The sequence below is a fragment of the Aristaeella hokkaidonensis genome, from assembly GCF_018128945.1.
In the GTDB taxonomy this organism is placed as follows: Bacteria; Bacillota; Clostridia; order Christensenellales; family Aristaeellaceae; genus Aristaeella; species Aristaeella hokkaidonensis.
This window is the reverse complement of the sequence record NZ_CP068393.1, coordinates 1203023-1224904: the sequence shown is the minus strand read 5'-3', so window position 1 is coordinate 1224904 and position 21882 is coordinate 1203023. Positions and strand designations below refer to the sequence as shown.

The window sequence follows — 21882 nt, the reverse complement described above, 5'->3', positions numbered from 1 at the left end:
AACCATACAGAAAACCAGTGGGATGGGGGAAACATACACACTCCATAAATATAGGTAGGATACGGATCAATCAATTATAACACATAAAAAAATAAACTTCTATAAGGCAAAGAAATTGTAAACGATTGCTAAAAGAGATAATAGGAGTGAACAAATATGAAAAATCGATGGAGATAAAGTGACGGAAAAGGCCGAAAAGTCTTGAAAATCATCAATAGATACATTATAATAGACAAGATTGAGCGTGTAACAATACGGATTTTGTCCTCCCCCCAGGAGCCGCCGATTCGTTACACAGACTGTCCGCAAAGCGCCGGAACGCGGCGAGCGGAAAAAGGAGAACGGAAAGCATGACAATTACCAAGACTCTGGACGGAACCAACCTGACAATTGCCCTTGAAGGAAGACTGGACACCACGACTTCTCCGCAGCTGGAGGGAGAAATGCATCCCGATATCGACAGCGCGACCGAAGTGACCTTTGACCTGGAAAACCTGGCGTACATTTCCTCTGCCGGACTGCGGGTGCTGCTGAGCGCTCAGAAGATCATGAACAAGCAGGGAAAGATGACCATCAAGAACGTTTGCCCCGAGATCATGGACATTTTCGACGTGACCGGGTTTGTGGATATCCTGAACATTGAAAACTAAGGGAAGTTGACGACAGCATGGACTATCGGCCACTGGAGATAGAGGACCGTGACCGGGTTGAGAAATGCCGGGATCCCCAGCTGAATCCGTTTACTGCCCTGACTTTTACATCGCTGTTCACATGGAGAAAGGAATATGGACTTGAGATCGCGGGGGACGAGGATTACTTTGTGATCCGGAGCCGCCACGACAATTCGTATTTCTGCCCCTGCGGAGACGGGAATAAATGTAAAAGATTTATTGAAGAAAACGTGAAGGCCGGCGAAAGCGTCCTGTACCTGACACAGGAACAGGCAGAGGCGCTTGGCGGCGGATGGGAAATCCGGAAACGGGACGACCTGAGCGAATATATCTGCGCGACACCGGCGCTGGCCCTGAAGGAAGGCTTCCACATGAGCCACAGCTTCAAGGACAAATGCCGGCAGTACAAGAAGCGGCATCCCTATGAGGCGAGGCTGATGACGAAGGCGGACCTGCCGCTGATCATCGACATTGCACAGAAATGGGAAGAGGCTGACCCGGAGGGAGCAGGCGACCTGCAGGTACTGCAGGAGGAAATCTCTTCCTTCGGCGAGGTGACGCTGAACGGCGTGATGATCACCGCGGAAAACGGGGATCACGCCTTCATCATGGGATACGAGAACACCCCTGAGATGTTCACGATGACCATGGTAAAGCACGACCTGACGCTGCCGCTTCTGATGACACCGGTATGTGTGCATGAGCTGGCCTGCGCGCTGGTTGACAAATATCCATACATCAACCTGGAAGAGGACCTGGGACTGGAAGGGCTGCGGAGATCAAAGCTGCTTTACAGCCCCATTAAACAGCTGGAAGTTTACGAGGCGGTCAGAAAATGAATCAGAAACACTACATATGCCGCAAGATGTTCCTGCGGATTCTCTGGCCAAGCCTGATTTCTTCCGTGGCGCTGGCAATCGCGGACGTAGCGGACGCGCTGGTCATCGGTAACAGGATGGGAGAGAGCGGCCTGGCGGCCATCGGTATCGTGACGCCGCTTTACATGATTCTGAACCTGCTGGGATACGGTTTTTCCACCGGCGGATGCGTTGCCTTCAGCCGCATGGCGGCAGAGGGCAAGGAAGATGACGCCCTGAGCCATTTTAAGAGCATCGGGACGCTTCTGTTCGGTTTGGGCGTTGTATTAGCGATAGCAGGCAACTTACTGATGCGGCCGCTGATGCAGGTGCTGGGCGCGAACGACGGCAGCCCGGAACTGTACGCCCTGTGCGAACAGTATGCCCGGCCGCTGGTAACGGCGGTGCCGGTGTTCTTCCTGAATTTCCTGCTGTATGACTTTGTCCGGTGCGACAATGACGCGCCGCGGGCAACCCTGGGTTTCTCCGTGGGCTGCCTGACAGACCTGGGGCTGAACATCTGGTTCGTGCTGGGGCTGGGATGGGGTGTAAAGGGCTCCATTTACGCGACAGTGATCGCCCAGAGTGTGAGCGTGATCATCCTGCTGACGCACCTGATCAACGGCAGGGGCCTGATGAACATTCCGCGGATCGTGAAGGCGAAGCTTGCCATCGGCAAGCCGGTTGCCGACTCCCTGCGGATCGGCTTCAGCGCCTCCATGCAGTATGTGTTCCAGTTCCTGTTCCTGCTGCTGGGTAACAGAGTGCTGCTGCGGGCAGGAGACCTGGGACTGATCAAAGGCGACCTGTATGTGGCCGTGTTCGACGTAGTGATGAACATCAGCTACATCTTCAACGGAATCTACCAGGCGTTTGCTGAAACGATGCAGCCGCTGGCGAGCACCTTCGCGGCGGAACACGGACGGGACGACCTGAAATACCTGGTGCGGATGGCCATGGCCACTGCGCTGATGGTAGGCGTTCCGGTACTGCTGGTCGCGGCGATTCCTGCGGGAGCGGTGAGCAGCTTCTTCGGCCTGGGAGACGCGGAAAGCCTGAAGGTATCCGTGCCCGCGATCCGGCTGTTCCTGCTGAGCACGCCGCTGGGCGGACTGCTGGTAATCCTGACCGGGTTCTTCCAGAGCTGCGGACGGGAACAGCTGGCAGGCGAGATCACCGTGATGCGCAAAGCGCTGTTCCTGCTGCCGATTACGGTAGCGCTGGGCTTCTGGCTGCCGAAGGACTTCTGGTGGTTGTTTGTGATCTCTGAAGGCATCACGATGCTTGTGATGGCAACGGCGGTACGGGGACGGCTGCTGAGGAAGCAGGATGCGACTGTGCCTGTATACTCCACAACGATGGATAACCAGAACCACGAGCTGAGCCGGGTGCTGGATGAAGTGGTGGCCTTCTGCGAGGAGCAGGAGATCCCCATGAAGCAGGCAATCCTGATCCAGCTGGCTGTTGAAGAGCTGAGCGTGGTGACGATGGAGAAGGCTTTCAGCGGAAAGCCGGACGAATATATCCAGCTGACGCTGGCACGGGAAGAGAACGGGGATCACGTGATCCACATCCGGAACAGCGCACCGTATTTCAACCCGCTGGACCTGCGGATGGGCAAGGTGCAGAAGGATGAAACGGACGAGCTGATGGACAGCGTCGGCGTGATGATGGTAAGGCAGAAGGTCAAGAGCCTGCATTACCGGAACTATGAAGGATTCAACATGATGACAGTGGTCATCTGATACAACCCCTAACCTGAAGAAAAGAGGATGTTCGCGCATGAAGAAAAAAGGCTGGACTTCGCTGACAGTGAAGCTGAACGGGCTGATCCTGATCATCGTTTTGGTGCTCTCACTGGGCCTGGCGGTTTTTGCCTACAGGGTAAACAGCGAACGCGTGGACAAATACTATAAACAGACTACCTCCCAGGCGGCTGCCACTGTGGCGGCGTTTGTGGACGGCGACATGACAGAAGATCTGCTGAACGCGATCAAAACGGAAGAGTTCGCGGCTGTCCGTGATGCGGCTGAGGACGCGGACGGCGACCAGATGATCATTGACTGGCTGTCGGAACGGGGATTGTATGACAACTATACAGACCTGCGGGCGATGCTGGCAAAATATAAGGAGAACCTGAAAGCTGAATACGTCTATCTGCAGAGCCTGGAAGGCAACAAGAGTATCAATATCGTGGACCCGGACGAAGCAGTGCTGTATACCGGAAGCCTGGAAGAAACCCCGGAAGGATATGAAGAGTTCCAGACCAACATGCATATTGACTCCGTGGTGAGCCACAGCGAATACGGCTGGCTGTGTTCTGCCTATGAACCTGTGGTGAACTCCAAAGGCGAGAACGTGGCTATCGTTGGCGTGGACATCAATATGAACGACGTTATGGAAGAGCGTCAGCGCTTCCTGACCACCATGATGATCTTTGCCGCGGCCCTGATGATCGTCAGCTCTGTCATTACCGTGATGATGATGCGCCGGATCGCCACCAAGCCCCTGAGCATGCTGGCGAAGGCGACAACCGGGTTTGCAAACTCTGATGACGCGACAGACTACCTGAAAGAGAAGATTATTAACCTGCCGATCAACTCCAAGGACGAGATCGGAGACCTGTATCAGGAAATCCGTGTGATGCAGGGCCGGATTGTAGAATATCTGAACAACCTGACAAAGGTCACGGCGGAGAAGGAACGCATCGGCGCGGAACTGAACATTGCAGCGCAGATCCAGGCGGATATGCTGCCCCGGATTTTCCCGCCCTTCCCGGAGAGAAATGACTTTGACATTTACGCCATCATGGATCCGGCGAAGGAAGTCGGCGGCGACTTCTACGACTTCTATCTGCTGGACGACGATCACCTGTGCATGGTTATGGCAGACGTGAGCGGCAAGGGTGTGCCTGCATCGCTGTTTATGACAATCGCCAAGACGCTGATCAAGAACAGGGCGCAGCTGGGCGAGAAGCCGGCTGAGATCCTGTATAACGTGAACAACCAGTTGTGCGACGGCAACGACGCTGAACTGTTTGTGACCGTGTGGCTGGCCATTATCGAGCTGAGCACCGGTAAGGGCGTGGCTGCGAACGCCGGCCATGAGCATCCCGTGATCCGCCGGAAGGACGGCAACTATGAGATGGTCCTGTACCGGCATGCTCCGGCAGTGGCTACGATGGAAGGCATCCGGTTCAAGGAGCACGACTTCCAGCTGAATCCCGGAGATTCCCTGTTTGTGTACACTGACGGCGTCACGGAAGCGACGAACATCAACGACGAACTGTTCGGCACACAGCGGATGCTGGACGCGCTGAACAAGAACCCGAACGCGAATCCGAAGGAACTGCTGCAGAACGTGCGGGATGATATCGATGAATTTGTGGGCAACGCACCGCAGTTTGACGATATCACGATGATGGGCCTGAAGTATGACGGACCGGAACAGAGATACGAAACCGCCAACCTGACCATTGACGCGAAGACTGAGAACCTGGACCAGGTACTGGCGTTCGCTGAAGAGCAGCTGGCAAAGGCGGAGTGCCCGATCAAGGCCCAGACACAGATCGGCGTAGCAGTGGAAGAGATCTTCGTGAACATCGCCCTGTATGCCTACGCTCCCGAAACCGGCAAGGCGGACATTACCATTGATATCGGGCAGAACCCGAAAGAAGCGGTGATCACATTCCGGGACAAGGGGATTCCTTTCGATCCATTAGCCAAGGAAGATCCAGATGTAAGTCAAAGTGCAGAGGAACGGCAAATCGGCGGGCTAGGGATTTATATTGTCAAAAAGACGATGGACCAAGTGGAATACAGAAGAGAAAACGACGAGAACATCCTGACAATCTGGAAGAAATTTTGACAATATAAATCAAATTAATACTGAAAACTTAAAACTTAAAAATGGTGGAAAAAAGAGCTTCTGAATATCAGAAGCTCTTTTCATGAGTAAATGGGAATTCCTTCGGAATTCTTAGTAAGGGATTCCTCGACTCCATTTCATTACGCTCGGAATGACAGCCTATAAGACGAAAGGTAGTATCAATCGCGGCCAAACAAGTCTCTGGTATACACCTTATCCTTGACATCGTCCAGGCAATGATCATAGCGGTTGGCAATTATTGCCTGAGACTTACGCTTGAAGTGTCTGAGGTCATTGACGACCTTACTGCCGAAGAAGGTGGTGCCATCCTCGAGGGTGGGCTCGTATATAATTACGGTAGCACCTTTCGCTTTAATGCGTTTCATAATACCCTGGATGGAGGACTGGCGGAAGTTGTCGGAATTAGCCTTCATGGTGAGACGGAAGACACCGACAACCACTTTATGCTCCTTGGCGGCGGACCAGGAATCATTGGCCTCATAAGCGCCTGCAATCTCCAGGACGCGGTCCGCAATATAGTCCTTGCGGGTGCGATTGCTCTCCACGATGGCGGACATCATGTTCTGGGGAACGTCGTTGAAGTTGGCCAGGAGCTGCTTGGTATCCTTAGGCAGGCAATAGCCGCCGTAGCCGAAAGACGGGTTATTGTAGTGGGTACCGATACGCGGATCCAGGCAGACGCCGCGGATGATATCCCGGGTGTTCAGGCCCTTGGTCTCGGCGTAGGTATCCAGCTCATTGAAGTAGGAAACACGGAGTGCCAGGTAAGTGTTGGCAAAGAGCTTAACGGCTTCCGCTTCGGTAAGACCCATCAGGAGAACCTCGGTTTCAGGCTTAAAGGAAGCGCTGAGGAGCGTGTTCGCAAAGAGCTGAGCCTTTTCCCGGGTGGCGTCATCGCAGCCGACGATAATACGGCTGGGATAGAGGTTATCGTAAAGGGCCTTGGATTCCCGAAGGAATTCCGGAGAGAAGAGAATATTGGAAACTCCGAACTTCTTCCGGACGGAAGCTACGTAGCCGACGGGGATGGTACTCTTGATCACCATCATGGCATCGGGAGCGTTCTTCAGCACAGTTTCAATGACGGATTCCACAGCAGAAGTGTCGAAGAAGTTCTTCTTGGGGTCATAGTTGGTAGGAGCAGCGATGACCACAAAGTCAGCGCCTTTACATGCGGCAGCACCATCCAGGGTGGCGGTCAGATCCAGGTTTTCTTCCTTCATGAATTTCTCAATGTATTCATCCTGGATCGGGCTGATCCGTTTGTTAACCATTTCCACCTTCTCCGGGATAACGTCCACGAGGGTAACATGATGGAAACGGGAAAGGAGGACCGCCATCGACAGACCAACATAACCGGCACCATAGACCGTTACGTTCAGCCTGGTTGCAGGCGCAGTAACGGGATCCATAACGTCAATGAAGGCGACGGAAGGATCGAAGGACAGAGCATTGGCCAGACGGACCATCTGATCCGGAGCAGGAATATAGTCCTGCTTCTCAAGACGGGAAAGCAGGGAACGATTGATACCGGTCTGTGCTGCGAGATCCTGCTGGGTAATATGCAGGGCTTTGCGTTGGGCCAGAACGGTTTCAGCAAGCTTTTCGAGTGAGAAGGATTTCATCCGTGCACCCCCAAATGTGTTAATCAACAACAGGAGAATAAAATAACAATTGACGAAAGTCAATTATTATTTTCACAATGTTGCTTACAGCAACATTGTGGGTGTAGGGGCAGGAAGTTGTAAGTGGTACTTCACATCAGAGTTGTACCTGTGATAAGATACAAGTAAATTAATACTGAAAACTTAAAACTTAAAACTTAAAAATGATATAGTGTTACGGCAGAAACGGGAAAAACTTAAAACTTAAAAATATTTAGTTACTCATACCAATAAATGGAAGGGTAGAAGAGACAGAATATAGAAGAGTATTGGTGATATAAGACGTTATTGGGGAAAGACGACGAAGGGAAAAGGAGAAACGAGATGGCGGCGGACTGGGTCATCGTTGTTGATGACGACAGAAATGACCAGAGATTGGCATGCGAAATGCTGCGCAGGGCCGGAATCCGGACATCAGCGATGAGATCCGGTGCGGCTGCACTGGACTATATCCGCAAAGGCGGAATGCCGGACCTGATCCTGCTAGATGTGAATATGCCGGAGACGGACGGTTTTGAAACGCTGCGGCAGCTGCGGGAACAGATGGATCCGGAGAACGAAATTCCCGTTGTGCTGATGACCGGCGAAGAAGAACAGGAAGTCCGCGGGCTGGAAGAGGGCGCAATGGATATCATCCGGAAGCCCCTGGAAGGCGACGTGGTCATCAGCCGGGTCTGTAAAGCACTGGATATCAGCAGACGGATGAAGCGGTTTGCCCGGACGGCTGAAATAGACCAGATGACAGACCTGCTGAACAAGAGCGCTACAGAATCACGGATGGAACGGCTGTGCGATGAAGAGGATGGCCTGCTTTGCATTTTGGATTTGGATAACTTCAAGAATGTGAATGACATCTATGGTCACGATATCGGTGACCAGGTGCTGATGATGTTTGCCCGGGTGCTGAAGGTAAGCCTCCGGCGGGATGACGAATGCGGACGCATCGGAGGAGACGAATTTGCAGTATTCCTGAAGAACATGAAGAATGCCGAAGACCTGAAGCGGTACACGCAGCGCATCAATGAAGGATATGAAATCGGCGCGAAGGCGATCATGGGAGACAAGATCAGCTTTCAGCTTGGTATTTCCGTGGGCGCGGTGAAGGTGCCGACATACGGCAGGGAATACAGTGATCTGTTCAAGCTGGCAGACCAGGCGCTGTATGACGCCAAACAGAATGGAAAACGCCAGGCGGAACTGTATAATGCGCTGCAGGAGAACCAGGGTAAAGCAAAGCAAGTGCTGGATCTGGAAGGTGTGACCAGAATGCTACAGGAAAGAGCAGCGATTCCGGGCGCCCTGTGGACAGGGAAAGATATCTTCGGCAGTATTTACCAGTACATGGTGCGATATATGAACCGCTACAGGAACAGCGCGTTCCGGGTACTGCTGACACTGCAGATCGCGTCTGATGCAAGCGATACGGAAAGAAGGAAACTGAGGGAGGAATTCCGGCAGAGGATTCGCGGTGCACTGCGGGGCAGCGACGTGATGATGGAATGCACGGACAACCAGGTGTTCCTGCTGCTGCCGGGTATCAAGGAGCAGGATATTGAGAGGGTTATCGGAAGACTGCTGAAAAGGTGGAAAGAAGCGGACAACAGTGATCGCGCAACGATAAATGTTGAATATGGAGAAATTGATGTGGGGAGGAAAACATACCGCAGGGAGTAAATGAGGTAGGAAGTAGGAAGTATAATTGAAAATGAAATATTTGCCTTCGGCAAATATGAATTAAAGCTGCCAAGGCAGCTTTGTGAAATATCGTGCTTCGCACGATGTGAAATATTCGTCTTACGACGAATGTGAAAGATACTCTACCTCTTAATGAATTCTGAAAACTTAAAAATGGTGAAAAAAAGGGCTTCTGAAAACAGAAGCTCTTTTTATGAGTTAATGAGAACTCCATCGGAATTCTTAGTAAGGGATTTCTCAACTTCGCTTTCAGCTTCGTTCGAAATGGCAGCCTTTCGGAAGCAGTTTTGTTATTACAGTTTGGAAAGCATTTGCTTGTTGCATCTGTTATAGAAGAAGATGCACAACACAAGAGCAAAAAGTTCGGCTGTGGGGAAACACCACCAGACGGCCTTGACGTCGCCGGTGAGGCGGGCAATGAGCCAGGCGACGGGCAGGAGGATAAGCAGCTGACGGCAGATCGAGATGATCATGCTGTAGGTGCCGCGGCCAACTGCCTGGAAAACAGTGGAGAGGATGATGCCCACAGCCGCCAGCAGGAAGCTGGAGGAGATAATCCGCATGGCAACCATGCCGATATCGGTCATCTGGGCAGTGATCTCCGCCTCGGCTTCAGACTCAAAGATGGACATGAGCTGGCCGGGGAAAACCATGAAGACAAAGGTGCCGACGAGCATGATGACGCAGGCCCAGACCAGGGCAACCTTGATGCAGCTGTAAACCCGTTCCTTGATCTTAGCGCCGTAGTTGTAAGCGATGATGGCGATGATACCATTGGACAGGCCGAAGACCGGCATGAAGATGAAGGACTGGAGCTTGAAGTAGACGGACATGACGTTCAGGGCGGCGTTGCTCTGGGCAAAGCCGGAGAGAATGGCGTTCATGCCGATATTCATGACGGAACCGATGGAAGCCATAACCGTGCTGGGCAGACCGACGGAAACAATGCCGGACAGATCGTGACGGTTGATGATGGCATCCTTGCGCATGAGGCGCAGTTCCGGATTCTTCTTCTGATTCAGAGTAAAGCCGATGATGGCGGAAACGAACTGACCGATAACCGTGGCGACTGCCGCACCGGAAACGCCCATGCGGGGGCAGCCGAGGAGACCGAAGATCATGATGGGGTCCAGGATGATATTGGTCACGGCGCCGCAGAGCTGAGTGACCATGGAGAGCACAGAGTTACCGGTGGCCTGGAGCATACGCTCAAAGAAGATAGCCACGAACAGGCCGGTGCTGGCCGCGGTTACGATGGTCAGGTAAGAGGTACCCATGGAGAAGATGCTTTCCTTATTAGCCAGGTTTTCGGAAACGACAAGACCCATGGTCTGGCCGGCCAGGAAGAGGCCGAAGAGGATGAAGAGCACACTGCCCAGCACCTCGATGAGCAGACCGTTCCAGGCACCGCGACGGGCACCCTCCGGATTACGCTCACCCAGACGACGGGAAAGCAGGCTGTTGATACCTGTACCCATACCGGTGGACAGGGCAATCATCAGCATCTGGAAGGGCATGGCCAGGGAAACAGCAGTCAGGCCATTAGGGTCAAAACGGGAAACGAAGATGCTGTCGACGATGTTGTACAGCGCCTGGATCAGCATGGAGAACATGATCGGAATTGATACTTTGGGGACGAGCTTGGTCATCGGCATGGTGCCAAGCAATTTGGAGCGATCTTGCTGCATTTCTGTTGATTTCCTTCCTTAGTTACACACACTTTCATACACACAACGGATGTATTATACATATAAGAGGAAGAAAATCAAGAAGAGGAAGGAAAACAACAAGAAATGAAGATTGAAGAATAAAAATGATATTGAAAATGAAATATTTGTCTTCGACAAATATGAAATAAAGCTGCCAAGGCAGCTTTGTGAAATATCGTGCTGCGCACGATGTGAAATATTCGACTGACGTCGAATGTGATAATTACTTTATTGCCTTTTTGTGTGCTATTCGTAAAAGAAGCAGGTTGCTGAAAATGTCCTGTTGGAAATGGTAAAAGATACGTTTCACATTTTGGTTGGTTGTGGTATATTACAAGCAGAAAAATTTAGGAGAGAAAAAGCATTATGATACAGGCTGTTAAGGGCGGAAATGTAAAGATGCTGCCTGGATTATTTCAGCGCAGGATGAAGCTGAATGAGGACTACCTGATGGAGCTGGATCCGGGATGCCTGCTCCAGAATTTCTATATTGAAGCGGGAATCATTCCGCCGGGAGGACAGATTATCCCTGATCCGGCCAATGCCAAGATGCACTGGGGATGGGAAGCACCGAGCTGCCAGCTGCGGGGACACTTCCTCGGGCACTGGCTGAGTGCGGCCGCGACGCTGTGCGATGGGGGAAACAAGCCGGAACTGAAAACCCGGATTGACTTCATCGTGGATGAACTGGCGAAGTGCCAGAAGCTGAACGGCGGCGAATGGGTCGGCAGCATTCCGGAGAAGTACTTTGCCTTTATGAAACCCGGTAATTATATCTGGTCTCCGCAGTATACGATGCACAAGACCATCATGGGCCTGAAAGACGTATATGAGCGGCTGGGCAGCGAGACTGCGATCCAGATCCTGGACAAGCTTGCGGACTGGTATGTGCGCTGGGTGAAGGAAAATGAGGAAGAGGATCCGGAAGTTGTTTTCCGCGGAGAACAGGCCGGCATGCTGGAAGTATGGGCGGATCTGTATGCGCTGACGCAGAAAGAAAAGTATCTCTACCTGATCAAGGCCTATGAAGGCAATGCACTGTTTGAGCGTCTGGACAAAGGTGGAGACACATTGAGTGATGATCACGCCAACGCCTCCATTCCGCTGGCACACGGCGCGGCACGGATGGCCGAGATCACCGGAGATGAAAAGTGGATCAAGCGGCTGGAAGCCTTCTGGAAGACAGCAGTAACAGAACGTGGTATGTTTGCCACGACCGGAAGCAACGCCGGTGAATTCTGGATTCCGCCCCACAGCCATGGACGGTATATGGGAAATGAGAATCAGGAATTCTGCACGGTGTATAACATGGTGCGGGCTGCGGAATACCTGTATCGCAGGACACTGAAAAAGGAATACGCCGACTATATTGAGCGGGCAATCTATAACGGTTTCCTGGCACAGCAGAACAAAGATACCGGTATGCCGACCTACTTCCTGCCGATGCTTCCGGGCAGCAAGAAGAGATGGGGAAGCAAGACCAGGGACTTCTGGTGCTGCTTCGGCACGATGGTGCAGGCGCAGACAATTTATCCGGAACTGGTATGGTACACTGACGGCAAGGACGTGACCGTGAGCCAGTACTTCCCGAGTGAAGCAGAGATGGATCTGGAGTACGGGAAGGTTCAGGTGCGCCAGGCTGTACATATGAAGAATTATGATAACCAAGTATTGTTTGATGAGCACAGCGGCGGACGGGTGTCCCGGTGGAGCATCCGGTTCACGGTGAAGAGCGAAGGCAAAGGTGAATGGGCTCTGCGGCTGCGGGTGCCGGCATGGATTGCCGGAGAACCGGTGGTCAGTGTGAACGGGAAAGAGATCAAGGCGAAAATTGAAGAAGGGTATATCGTGCTGGCACGTAATTGGGGAGAAGAAGAGGTCGTGGATGTATTCTTCCCGAGTGAAGTCCGGTTTGAGAAGCTGGATGGAGCAGAAGAACTGGTGTGTTTCGTTGACGGCCCGGTAGTGCTTGCTGGACTTACAGATACAGATAAAGGAATTAAAGGCAAGCCGGAAGAAATATTATTACCGGAGCAGAGTCATACATATGGAGCATTCGTGTGGACGCAGAATGTATATCTGACCAGAAAACAGAAGGAGAACTTCAGGCTGGTACCGCTGTATGAGGTGACCAACGAGGCGTACACAGTGTACTTTACGTCGGAAAGGTAAATGAAATATTTCAAAACAACGTTGTTGCTTTGAAATATGAAATAAATCAGCTATGCTGATTTGTGAAATGTTGCCTTCGGCAACGTGAAATATTCGGCATCCGCCGAATGTGAAAGTTACTGTTGCTTCGCAACGGGACGTTCGCTAAAGCGAACGTGGATGATTTTGTAGGGGGCTGGATTTTTATGTTGTTCATAGGTATTTGCGGAGCGAGCGGAAGCGGAAAGAGTACACTGGCGGATGCGCTGAGGGAAAAGCTTGGTGAAGACAGGTGCCAGGTGCTGCAGCAGGATGCGTATTACCGGGATCACTCCTACCTGACGTTTGAGCAGCGGGTGAAGCTGAACTATGACGAGCCCGGGATCTTTGACCATGATCTGCTGCTGGAGGATATTCAGCAACTGCTGAACGGCGGCGGGATCACCCGGAAGGGATACAACTTCTCTGAGCATCGCCGGGATGATAAGCCGGACGAAATTATCCTGCCCAAGGACGTACTGATCCTGGAAGGTATCCACTGCTTCTACGATAAGCGACTGACAGAGATGATGTTCCTGAAGCTTTACATGCAGGTTGAAGCGGATATCTGCCTGCTGCGGAGAATTGAGCGGGATATCATTGAAAGAGGAAGAGACATCCAGGGTATCGGAGAGCAGTACCTGAACAGCGTAAAGCCGATGTTTGATAAGCATATCAGGAATTATGTGCATGACGCGGACGTGATTGTGGCACACGGAGGAAAGAACGCGAGGATAGTGGACATTTTAGCTGGGTATGTACAAGATGAATTGAGTAAAAAGTCCAGCATGTGAGTGAATGAAAAGGCGACACACAGGTGTCGCCTTTTTAAATGAAAACTTAAAACTTAAGACTTAAAACTTAAAAATGGTGGAGAAAAACGCTTCTGAAAACAGAAGCGTTTTTGTTGAATAAATGGGAATTCCTGCGGAATTCTTAGTAAGGGATATCCGCAACCTCAAAGGTCGTGACTGTTCCGCAATCTCAGTCGGCGCAGCAGGTATCGCTAGCGCTTCAACCTGCTGCTTGCTTCGATTGACTCGTTCAGGGCGCTTTTGCTTTCGGCAAATGACCCACTGGGTCACCGCTTCCTTCGCTCCCCACTGGAGAGTTCACTCCCTTTCGGTTGGTTGCCCAGGGCTGCCGCCCGTTCTCCGCTGAGAAAGAGCCACTGGCTCTTTCTCCAGGCGCTACGAACCCCACCTCGACGAGATTTCAGCCACTGGCTGCCCTCAGAGGTTCGCCCTCGACTACACTTCGTTCCGGTAGGAATGACACAATCGCTGTGGCGGGGAGATTTCCTCCGCATCCTCAATGGTCGCCCATCGCCCTTGGAGCGGGCTCTGTTCTCCGTTTCGGATGACTCGTTCGCTTCATTTCGGCTTTGCCGACAGTCCACTGGACTAACATTCAGCTCGCTCCCCATGCGGACGTTTCACGTCCTTAGTCGAAATGACAGTTGGGGCTATGTAGATATCGTTGAGGAATAGATGACTTGAGTATTGTCATGTGTAATTCGTTTCTTTTCGGTCTGAAGGACGACCAAAAAGGAATAACTGAAAAAAGAAGGGGAAATAAAAGAGCAATATTCGGCAAAATTGAGGACAAATTTATCGGGTGTTGTTTTGTGTATGTACTGTTTGTTCAAAAATATATGAAAATTTACCGGAATAAACAAGGGCCAAAACGTTGAAAATATTGCTTTTTTGGAAAATTTATAAAAATTTTGTTACAAGGCAGGAAATAGGGGAGAAGAGTAGAATATGTGAAATTGGGTTACATTGGGATAAAAATATTCCATCTACCCGCAAATGCATTAAGGAGGTGCCTTATGGCAGCTGTGGATCTTACCAAATACGGGATCACCGGTGCAACGGAGATCATTCATAACCCTTCTTACGACTTCCTGTTCGAAGAAGAAAACAAGCCGGAACTGACTGGCTATGACAAGGGCCAGAAGACCGAGCTGGGCGCGATGAACGTCATGACCGGTATCTATACCGGACGGAGCCCCAAGGACAAGTACATCGTGATGGACGAAAACAGCAAGGATACTGTTTGGTGGACCACCGATGGCTATAAGAACGATAACCATCCTCTGAGCGAGGAAAACTGGGCAATCCTGAAGAAGCTGGCTCAGAAAGAACTGAGCGGCAAGCGCCTGTTCGTGATGGACGCCTTCTGCGGCGCCAACAAGGACACCCGCATGGCTATCCGCTTCGTGATGGAAGTGGCCTGGCAGGCTCACTTCGTGAAGAACATGTTCATCCAGCCCACCGAAGAAGAACTGGCCAGCTTCGAGCCGGACTTCGTCGTGTACTGCGCCTCCAAGGCCAAGGTGGATGACTACAAGGCCATGGGCCTGAACAGTGAAACCGCTGTTGCCTTCAACATCACCAGCCGTGAGCAGGTTATCCTGAACACCTGGTACGGCGGCGAAATGAAGAAGGGTATGTTCTCCATGATGAACTACTACCTGCCGCTGAAGGGCATTGCTTCCATGCACTGCTCCGCCAACACCGACATGGAAGGCAAGAACACTGCCATCTTCTTCGGCCTGAGCGGCACCGGCAAAACCACCCTGTCCACCGACCCCAAGCGTCTGCTGATCGGCGATGACGAACACGGCTGGGACGACAACGGCGTGTTCAACTTCGAAGGCGGCTGCTACGCCAAGGTTATCAACCTGGACAAGGACAGCGAGCCCGACATCTACAACGCCATCCGTCGCGACGCCCTGCTGGAGAACGTCACTGTTGACGACAACGGCAAGATCGACTTCGCTGACAAGAGCGTGACCGAGAACACCCGCGTGAGCTATCCGATCGAGCACATCGAGAAGATCGTTAAGAACGTGAACCCCGTGTCCGCCGGCCCCGATGCCAAGAACGTTATCTTCCTGAGCGCTGACGCCTTCGGCGTGCTGCCGCCCGTGAGCATCCTGACCCCCGAACAGACCAAGTACTACTTCCTGAGCGGCTTCACCGCCAAGCTGGCCGGTACCGAACGCGGTATCACCGAGCCCACCCCCACCTTCTCCGCCTGTTTCGGCCAGGCCTTCCTCGAACTGCATCCCACCAAGTATGCTGAGGAACTGGTTAAGAAGATGGAAAAGAGCGGCGCCAAGGCCTACCTGGTCAACACCGGATGGAACGGCACCGGCAAGCGTATCTCCATCAAGGATACCCGCGGCATCATCGACGCGATCCTGAATGGCGATATCCTGAACGCGCCCACCAAGAAGATTCCTTACTTCAACTTCGAAGTGCCCACCAAACTGAACGGTGTTGACACCGGCATTCTGGATCCACGCGACACCTATGCGGATGCTTCCGAGTGGGAGAAGAAGGCCCAGGATCTGGCTGGCCGGTTCATCAAGAACTTCGCCAAGTACGAGAGCAACGAAGCCGGTAAGGCTCTGGTTGCTGCCGGCCCGCAGCTGTAAGCGATATCCTTCGGATGACGCAATGAAATATCCGATTTCATCGGATGTGAAATATTGAACGGCTTAGCCGTTCAATGTGAAATATCAGTCTTCGACTGATGTGAAATATTCGGCTGACGCCGAATGTGACAGTTACTCTTCAGGCCTACAGCCAAACGGGTAACAGTACATCTGCTTATGACTGATACGTGATTGTAGGTTTTTTCGGAACGGCGGGGAACCGCCGTTCCGAAATACTGCATAAAGGTCTTACTAATCTTAATCGGATCGGAGCGTATGGTTCATGAAGAAAGTACAATTCACCGAAACCGTCCTGCGGGACGCAAACCAGTCCCTGATGGCCACCCGGCTGCCCTATGCCGACTTTGAGGAAATCCTGCCCGTCATGGACAAGGCCGGATACTACTCTGTTGAGTGCTGGGGCGGCGCCACGTTCGACAGCTGCCTGCGGTATCTGAACGAAGATCCCTTTGAGCGGCTGCGCAACATCCGCAAGAACATGCCCAACACCCGCCTGCAGATGCTGCTGCGCGGCCAGAACCTGCTGGGCTACAAACACTACCATGATGACGTGGTGGAGAAGTTCGTTGAGCTGAGCATCAAGAACGGTATCGACGTGATCCGTATCTTCGACGCCCTGAACGACTTCCGCAACCTGGGCACCGCCCTGGACGCTGTGAAGAAGTACGCCACGCCCCGGACCGTAGCCTCCGGCTGCATCAGCTACACCCAGAGCCCCGTGCACACCGTCGAAAAGTACGTTGAAATGTGCAAGGACCTGGTCAAGATGGGCTTCGATACCCTGTGCCTGAAGGACATGGCCGGTACCATGAGCCCCTACGAAGCTGAACACCTGATCAAGGGCATCAAGGATGCCGTCGGCGATGTGCCGGTTATCCTGCACACCCACTGCACCACCGGTATGGCTTATATGACCCTGACCAAAGCCATCGAGAGCGGCGTTGACGTTATCGACACCGCTACGAGCTGCTTCTCCAACGGTACGAGCCAGGCCGCGACTGAGACCATGTTCTACGCCGCGCAGCAGTACGGCATCGAAACCGGACTGGATGAGAAGGTCATCAACAAGGTCAACGACTTCTTCAAGCCCGTGAAGCAGAAGTATGTTGACAACGGCACCATCAATCCCAAGAGCATGGCGACCGACAGCCAGGCGCTGGTGTACAAGGTACCCGGCGGCATGCTGAGCAACATGATCGCTAACCTCAAGGATATGAACGCCATGGATAAGTTCGACGAAGCGCTGCTGGAGATCCCGGCCGTCCGCAAGGACCTGGGGTATCCTCCGCTGGTAACCCCCCTGAGCCAGATGGTCGGCAACCAGGCCGTGACCAACGTGCTGGTGGGCGAGCGCTACAAGAACATCTCCAATGAAGTGAAGAACTACTTCAAGGGTGAATACGGCATCGCGCCGGCTCCCGTGAACGAAGAACTGCAGGCCAAGATCCTGGGCGAGGGCGGACAGCCCATCGACTGCCGGATCGAGGACAGCAAGCGCACCGGTGAGGACTTCGAGAATGCCAAGAAGGCCCTGGGCGACCTGGCCGAGAGCGAAGAAGACCTCATGAGCTGGATCTGCTTCCCGAAGCAGGCTGAGGATTACCTCAAGTTCCGGAAGGAAAACCGCGAAAAGAAAGTCCAGTACACCATCGAAGAGGCGTAAGGAGGAAGTAAAAAATGACAAGTCGTTTGACACTTGGCATTGGCAGCAATCTTCTTGATGCCATCCTCGGTTATGCCGTGGTCTTCATCGGACTGACCCTGCTGATGACCGTTATCGTTGTCGTCGGCAAGATCTTTACCGCCAAGAAGGCTGCCCCTGCCGAAGAAAAAGCCGCTCCCGCGGCTACGGCTCCTGCCGCTCCCAAGAAGCTGGCTCCCGGCAGCGCCGGCGATGTGAAGCTGTATGACACCGATCCGCGTGACGCGGCGATGATCATGGCTATCGTGGCGAACAAGCTGGACAAACCCCTGAATGAGCTCCGGTTCAGATCCATCAAGGAGGTTAAGTAAGATGAAGTATAAAGTAACCCTGAAGGGCAAGACCTATGAAGTAGAAGTGGATCAGGGCGAGGCCATGATCCTGGACGAATATGAAGCGTATGCGCCGGCTCCCGCCGCCGCTCCCGCTCCTGTTGCTGCCCCCGCTGCCGCTCCGGCTGCTGCTCCCGCAGCTCCCGCCGTTGCCGCTGTCGCCGGTGAGCAGGTTAACTCTCCCATGCCCGGCACTATCGTGAAGATGAACGTGAAGGCCGGCCAGGCCGTGAAGAGCGGTGAAGTCCTGGCTGTGCTGGAAGCCATGAAGATGGAGAACGAGATCATGGCGCCCCATGACGCGACTGTTGTGCAGGTGCTGGTTGATGTCGGAGCGAAGGTCGATACCGGTACGCCGATCATCGTTCTGGGATAAGGGAGGAAACTGAAAGATGTTAGAATCCCTCGGAAAACTGGTTACTGAATCCGGCTTTGCCGGTTTCTTCAGCAACCCGGACGGATGGCGCAACCTTGTGATGATCGCCATCGCGTGCGTGCTGCTGTACCTGGGTATCAAAAAGCAGTATGAGCCCCTGCTGATGGTCGGTATCGCTGTCGGCTGCCTGCTGGCGAACGTGAGCTCCGTGTTCATGACCGCTGACGGATCCCTGCCGGACGCCCTGTATCATCAGAGTCTGTGGGACGCTTTCCTGGATCACACCAGTCCTTACTATCACAGCTACGGCCATATCATGGCCAACGGTGGTCTGATCGATATCCTGTATATCGGCGTTAAGGCTGGTATTTACCCCTGCATGATCTTCATTGGTATCGGCGCCATGACCGACTTCGGTCCGCTGATCTCCAACCCGAAGAGCCTGCTGCTGGGTGCTGCCGCTCAGTTCGGCGTGTTCTTCGCCTTCTTCGGCGCGAACCTGCTGGGATTCGATGCGCAGCAGTCCGCTTCCATCGGTATCATCGGCGGCGCTGATGGCCCCACCGCCATCCTGACCACCACCAAGCTGGCTCCTGAACTGCTGGGACCGATCGCCGTGGCTGCTTATAGCTACATGGCCCTGATCCCGATGATTCAGCCGCCTATCATGCGCGCCCTGACCACTGAGAAAGAGCGCTCCGTGAAGATGACCCAGCTGCGTGAAGTGAGCAAGACCGAGAAGATCCTGTTCCCGATCATCGTGACGATCTTCATCGTTCTGCTGCTGCCCTCCACCGCTCCGCTGATCGGCTGCCTGATGTTCGGTAACCTGCTGAAGGAAACCGGCGTCACTGAGCGTCTGAGCGATGTGGCCCAGAACGCCCTGATGAACATCGTTACCCTGTTCCTGGGCATCAGCGTGGGTGCCACCATGGTTGGTTCCCGCTTCCTGACGCTGGACACCATCAAGATCGTTGTGCTGGGCCTGATCGCCTTCTCCTTCAGTACCATCGGCGGCCTGGTGGTAGGCAAGCTGATGTACAAGCTGAGCGGAGGCAAGATCAACCCGCTGATCGGTTCTGCCGGCGTTTCCGCTGTGCCTATGGCGGCTCGTGTTTCCCAGCGTGAAGGTCAGAAGGCCAATCCTTCCAACTTCCTGCTGATGCACGCAATGGGCCCGAACGTGGCAGGTGTTATCGGATCCGCTATTGCGGCGGGATTCCTCATCAGCATGTTTGGATAATCAACGAATAAAAGGAATGGGAAACCATTCCTTTTTTCGTTTACTTAAAACTGAAAACTTAAGACTTAAAACTTAAAAATGGCGGAAAGCACTGCTTCTGAAGAAGCAGTGCTATTTTATTAGAACATAGGAGGGAAGTATTAATCTACTTCTAATGTTCTGTCCCTTATTTTCAAAGGAAGCGTGGATATAATGATACATGTAAACGATGAGTTTACGAAATGCGAAAGAGATAAATTATTGGAGGATGAAAACAATGAAGAAACTGTGCAAGAGCAACAAGAATAGAAAAATCTGCGGCGTGTGCGGCGGTATCGCTGAATACCTGAATGCTGATCCTACCCTGATCCGCCTGGCGTTCGTCGTGATCTCCATGGCTGCCGGAACCGGCCTGCTGGCTTACATCGCTGCTGCGCTGATTATGCCCGAGGCCAATGAAGTAGAAGAATAATTCTTCTACTTCATTGGGTGAAATATATGAAAGCAACGAATTTGCTTTCATATATGAAATAAAGCCGCAAAGCGGCTTTGTGAAATATCTGCCTACGGCAGATGTGAAATATTGGCCTGGCGGCCAATGTGATATATAGATCAGCTGATTAAAAAGAAAACCACCGGGTTCAGAATGAAGCCGGTGGTTTTTGGAAGAAACAGATTAAAGATCTTCTGCGAGAGAGGAGGACATGACTGCTTTGATGGTGTGCATACGGTTCTCAGCTTCATCGAATACGATGGAGGCAGGAGACTCAAAGACTTCGTCGGTGACTTCCATGCAGTCAATGCCAAACTTCTCGAAGATGGAACGGCCGATAGAGGTTTTAAGATCGTGGAAGGACGGTAAGCAGTGCATGAACACACACTGTGAACCGGCTTTGCCCATGACAGCGGACGTGACGCGGTAGGGAAGCAGATCGCGGATGCGCTCTTCCCAGACGCTGTCCGGCTCACCCATGGAGACCCAGACGTCAGTATAGATGACGTGGGCACCGGCAACGGCCTTATCGACGTCGTCCTCAAACTCCAGGACAGCGCCGGTTTCAGCGGCGATCTTCCTGCAGGTATCAATGAGAGCGGAATTGGGCCAGTACTTTTCCGGCGCGCAGGCGACGAAATGCATGCCCATCTTGGCACAGCCCACCATGAGGGAATTGCCCATGTTGTAACGGGCATCACCCATATAGACGAGCTTGATGCCCTTCAGATCTCCGAAGTGCTCCTTGACTGTCAGGAAGTCGGCCAGGATCTGGGTAGGATGGAACTCATTGGTGAGGCCATTCCAGACCGGAACGCCGGAATACTTCGCCAGGTCTTCCACGATATTCTGACCGTAACCACGGTATTCAATGCCGTCATACATGCGGCCCAGAACACGGGCGGTATCGGCAATACTTTCTTTTTTACCGATCTGGCTTCCGGAAGGATCCAGATAGGTGCAGTTCATTCCCAGATCATAGGCGGCAACCTCAAAAGAGCAACGGGTACGGGTACTGGTCTTTTCGAAGATCAGGGCAACGTTTTTCCCGGCACAGCAGGCATGCGGAATGCCTGCTTTCTTTTTTGCCTTCAGGTCGGCAGCCAGATCGAGCAGGGAAGAGATCTCAGCGGGGGTAAAATCAAGAAGCTTCAGGAAGCTTTTACCTTTGAAAGGATTCACAAATATCACCTCAAGAAAAAGATAGAACTAGTATAAGGGAATTAGTTAAGGGAAACAAGTGAAATTCAGAATTCAGAATTAAGAATTCAGAATTAAAACAAAGACAGAGTTGAAAATGAAATATCGATCTTCGATCGATGTGAAATATTCGTCTACCGACGAATATGTAAGTTGCTTTTACGGCTGCGGCCGGGGAGATCCTTTGACGCGCCTTCGGCTTGCTCAGAATTAAGAATTCAGAATTAAAACAAAGACAGAGTTGAAAATGAAATATCGATCTTTGATCAATGTGAAATATTGGCCGTTGGCCAATATGAAATGTTTGACTTCGTCAAACGTGAAATATTCGTCTACCGACGAATGTGTAAGTTGCTTTTACGGCTGCGGCCGGGGAGATCCTTCGACGCGTCTTCGGCTTGCTCAGAATTAAGAATT

The 21882-nt window shown here is 52.4% G+C and carries 16 protein-coding genes; 13 read left to right on the top strand and 3 right to left on the bottom strand.

The genetic code is table 11. The annotated features are described in order from the left end of the window. The first annotated feature begins 350 nt into the window (after positions 1-350). From JYE49_RS05660 to JYE49_RS15205, 4 genes are read left to right on the top strand one after another with little or no spacing between them, the layout of a single operon-like run. Entirely contained in the window at positions 351-650 is a 300-nt protein-coding gene (locus JYE49_RS05660; RefSeq protein ID WP_093958482.1) for an STAS domain-containing protein, read from the top strand. A 17-nt stretch (positions 651-667) separates the two neighbouring features. Continuing rightward, positions 668-1510: a phosphatidylglycerol lysyltransferase domain-containing protein gene (locus tag JYE49_RS05655; RefSeq protein WP_093958483.1), complete on the top strand. Its 843-nt coding sequence runs from the start codon at positions 668-670 to the stop codon at positions 1508-1510. Continuing rightward, positions 1507-3273 carry an MATE family efflux transporter gene (locus tag JYE49_RS05650; RefSeq protein WP_093958484.1) on the top strand — a complete coding sequence of 589 codons (1767 nt, stop codon included), beginning with the start codon at positions 1507-1509 and terminating at the stop codon, positions 3271-3273. The genes JYE49_RS05655 and JYE49_RS05650 overlap by 4 nt, the downstream gene beginning before the upstream one ends. 37 nt (positions 3274-3310) lie before the next feature. Next, on the top strand, positions 3311-5395 hold the full coding sequence (locus tag JYE49_RS15205) for a SpoIIE family protein phosphatase (protein ID WP_093958485.1): 2085 nt from the start codon (positions 3311-3313) through the stop codon (positions 5393-5395). A 179-nt stretch (positions 5396-5574) separates the two neighbouring features. On the opposite strand, the gene JYE49_RS05635 is transcribed toward JYE49_RS15205, so the two are convergent. Continuing rightward, entirely contained in the window at positions 5575-7041 is a 1467-nt protein-coding gene (locus JYE49_RS05635) for a nucleotide sugar dehydrogenase (protein ID WP_093958486.1), read from the bottom strand. Between the two features lie 327 nt (positions 7042-7368). On the opposite strand from JYE49_RS05635, the gene JYE49_RS05630 reads away from it, so the two are divergent. Continuing rightward, complete coding sequence (locus JYE49_RS05630; RefSeq protein ID WP_179217453.1) at positions 7369-8754, top strand: GGDEF domain-containing response regulator; 1386 nt, start codon at positions 7369-7371, stop codon at positions 8752-8754. Positions 8755-9068: 314 nt separating this feature from the next. Here JYE49_RS05630 and JYE49_RS05625 read toward each other — a convergent pair whose 3' ends face one another. Next, on the bottom strand, positions 9069-10463 hold the full coding sequence (locus JYE49_RS05625) for an MATE family efflux transporter (RefSeq protein ID WP_093958488.1): 1395 nt from the start codon (positions 10461-10463) through the stop codon (positions 9069-9071). Positions 10464-10850: 387 nt separating this feature from the next. Here JYE49_RS05625 and JYE49_RS05620 point away from each other — a divergent pair, with 387 nt between their 5' ends. The 8 genes from JYE49_RS05620 (at position 10851) to JYE49_RS05585 (ending at position 20244) form a co-directional block, all read left to right on the top strand. Next, the gene (locus tag JYE49_RS05620; protein ID WP_093958489.1) at positions 10851-12656 is read left to right on the top strand and encodes a beta-L-arabinofuranosidase domain-containing protein; all 1806 of its coding nucleotides are present in this window, start codon (positions 10851-10853) and stop codon (positions 12654-12656) included. Between the two features lie 185 nt (positions 12657-12841). Continuing rightward, a complete protein-coding gene (gene udk, locus JYE49_RS05615) occupies positions 12842-13468 on the top strand; it encodes a uridine kinase (RefSeq protein ID WP_093958490.1) in 627 nt (208 codons plus the stop codon). Between the two features lie 1037 nt (positions 13469-14505). Then, the gene (gene pckA / locus JYE49_RS05610) at positions 14506-16119 is read left to right on the top strand and encodes a phosphoenolpyruvate carboxykinase (ATP) (protein ID WP_093958492.1); all 1614 of its coding nucleotides are present in this window, start codon (positions 14506-14508) and stop codon (positions 16117-16119) included. A gap of 283 nt (positions 16120-16402) precedes the next feature. Continuing rightward, positions 16403-17803 carry a pyruvate carboxylase subunit B gene (locus JYE49_RS05605; protein WP_093958493.1) on the top strand — a complete coding sequence of 467 codons (1401 nt, stop codon included), beginning with the start codon at positions 16403-16405 and terminating at the stop codon, positions 17801-17803. Positions 17804-17817: 14 nt separating this feature from the next. Beyond that, a complete protein-coding gene (locus JYE49_RS05600; RefSeq protein ID WP_093958494.1) occupies positions 17818-18153 on the top strand; it encodes an OadG family protein in 336 nt (111 codons plus the stop codon). 1 nt (position 18154) lies between these two features. Next, positions 18155-18550, top strand: a complete 396-nt coding sequence (locus JYE49_RS05595; RefSeq protein WP_093958495.1) for a biotin/lipoyl-containing protein — start codon at positions 18155-18157, stop codon at positions 18548-18550. Between the two features lie 16 nt (positions 18551-18566). After that, complete coding sequence (locus JYE49_RS05590) at positions 18567-19793, top strand: sodium ion-translocating decarboxylase subunit beta (RefSeq protein WP_093958496.1); 1227 nt, start codon at positions 18567-18569, stop codon at positions 19791-19793. A gap of 256 nt (positions 19794-20049) precedes the next feature. Continuing rightward, positions 20050-20244, top strand: a complete 195-nt coding sequence (locus tag JYE49_RS05585; RefSeq protein ID WP_093958497.1) for a PspC domain-containing protein — start codon at positions 20050-20052, stop codon at positions 20242-20244. A gap of 204 nt (positions 20245-20448) precedes the next feature. Here JYE49_RS05585 and argF read toward each other — a convergent pair whose 3' ends face one another. Continuing rightward, positions 20449-21447 carry an ornithine carbamoyltransferase gene (gene argF, locus JYE49_RS05580; RefSeq protein WP_093958498.1) on the bottom strand — a complete coding sequence of 333 codons (999 nt, stop codon included), beginning with the start codon at positions 21445-21447 and terminating at the stop codon, positions 20449-20451. Between the last annotated feature and the right edge of the window lie 435 nt (positions 21448-21882).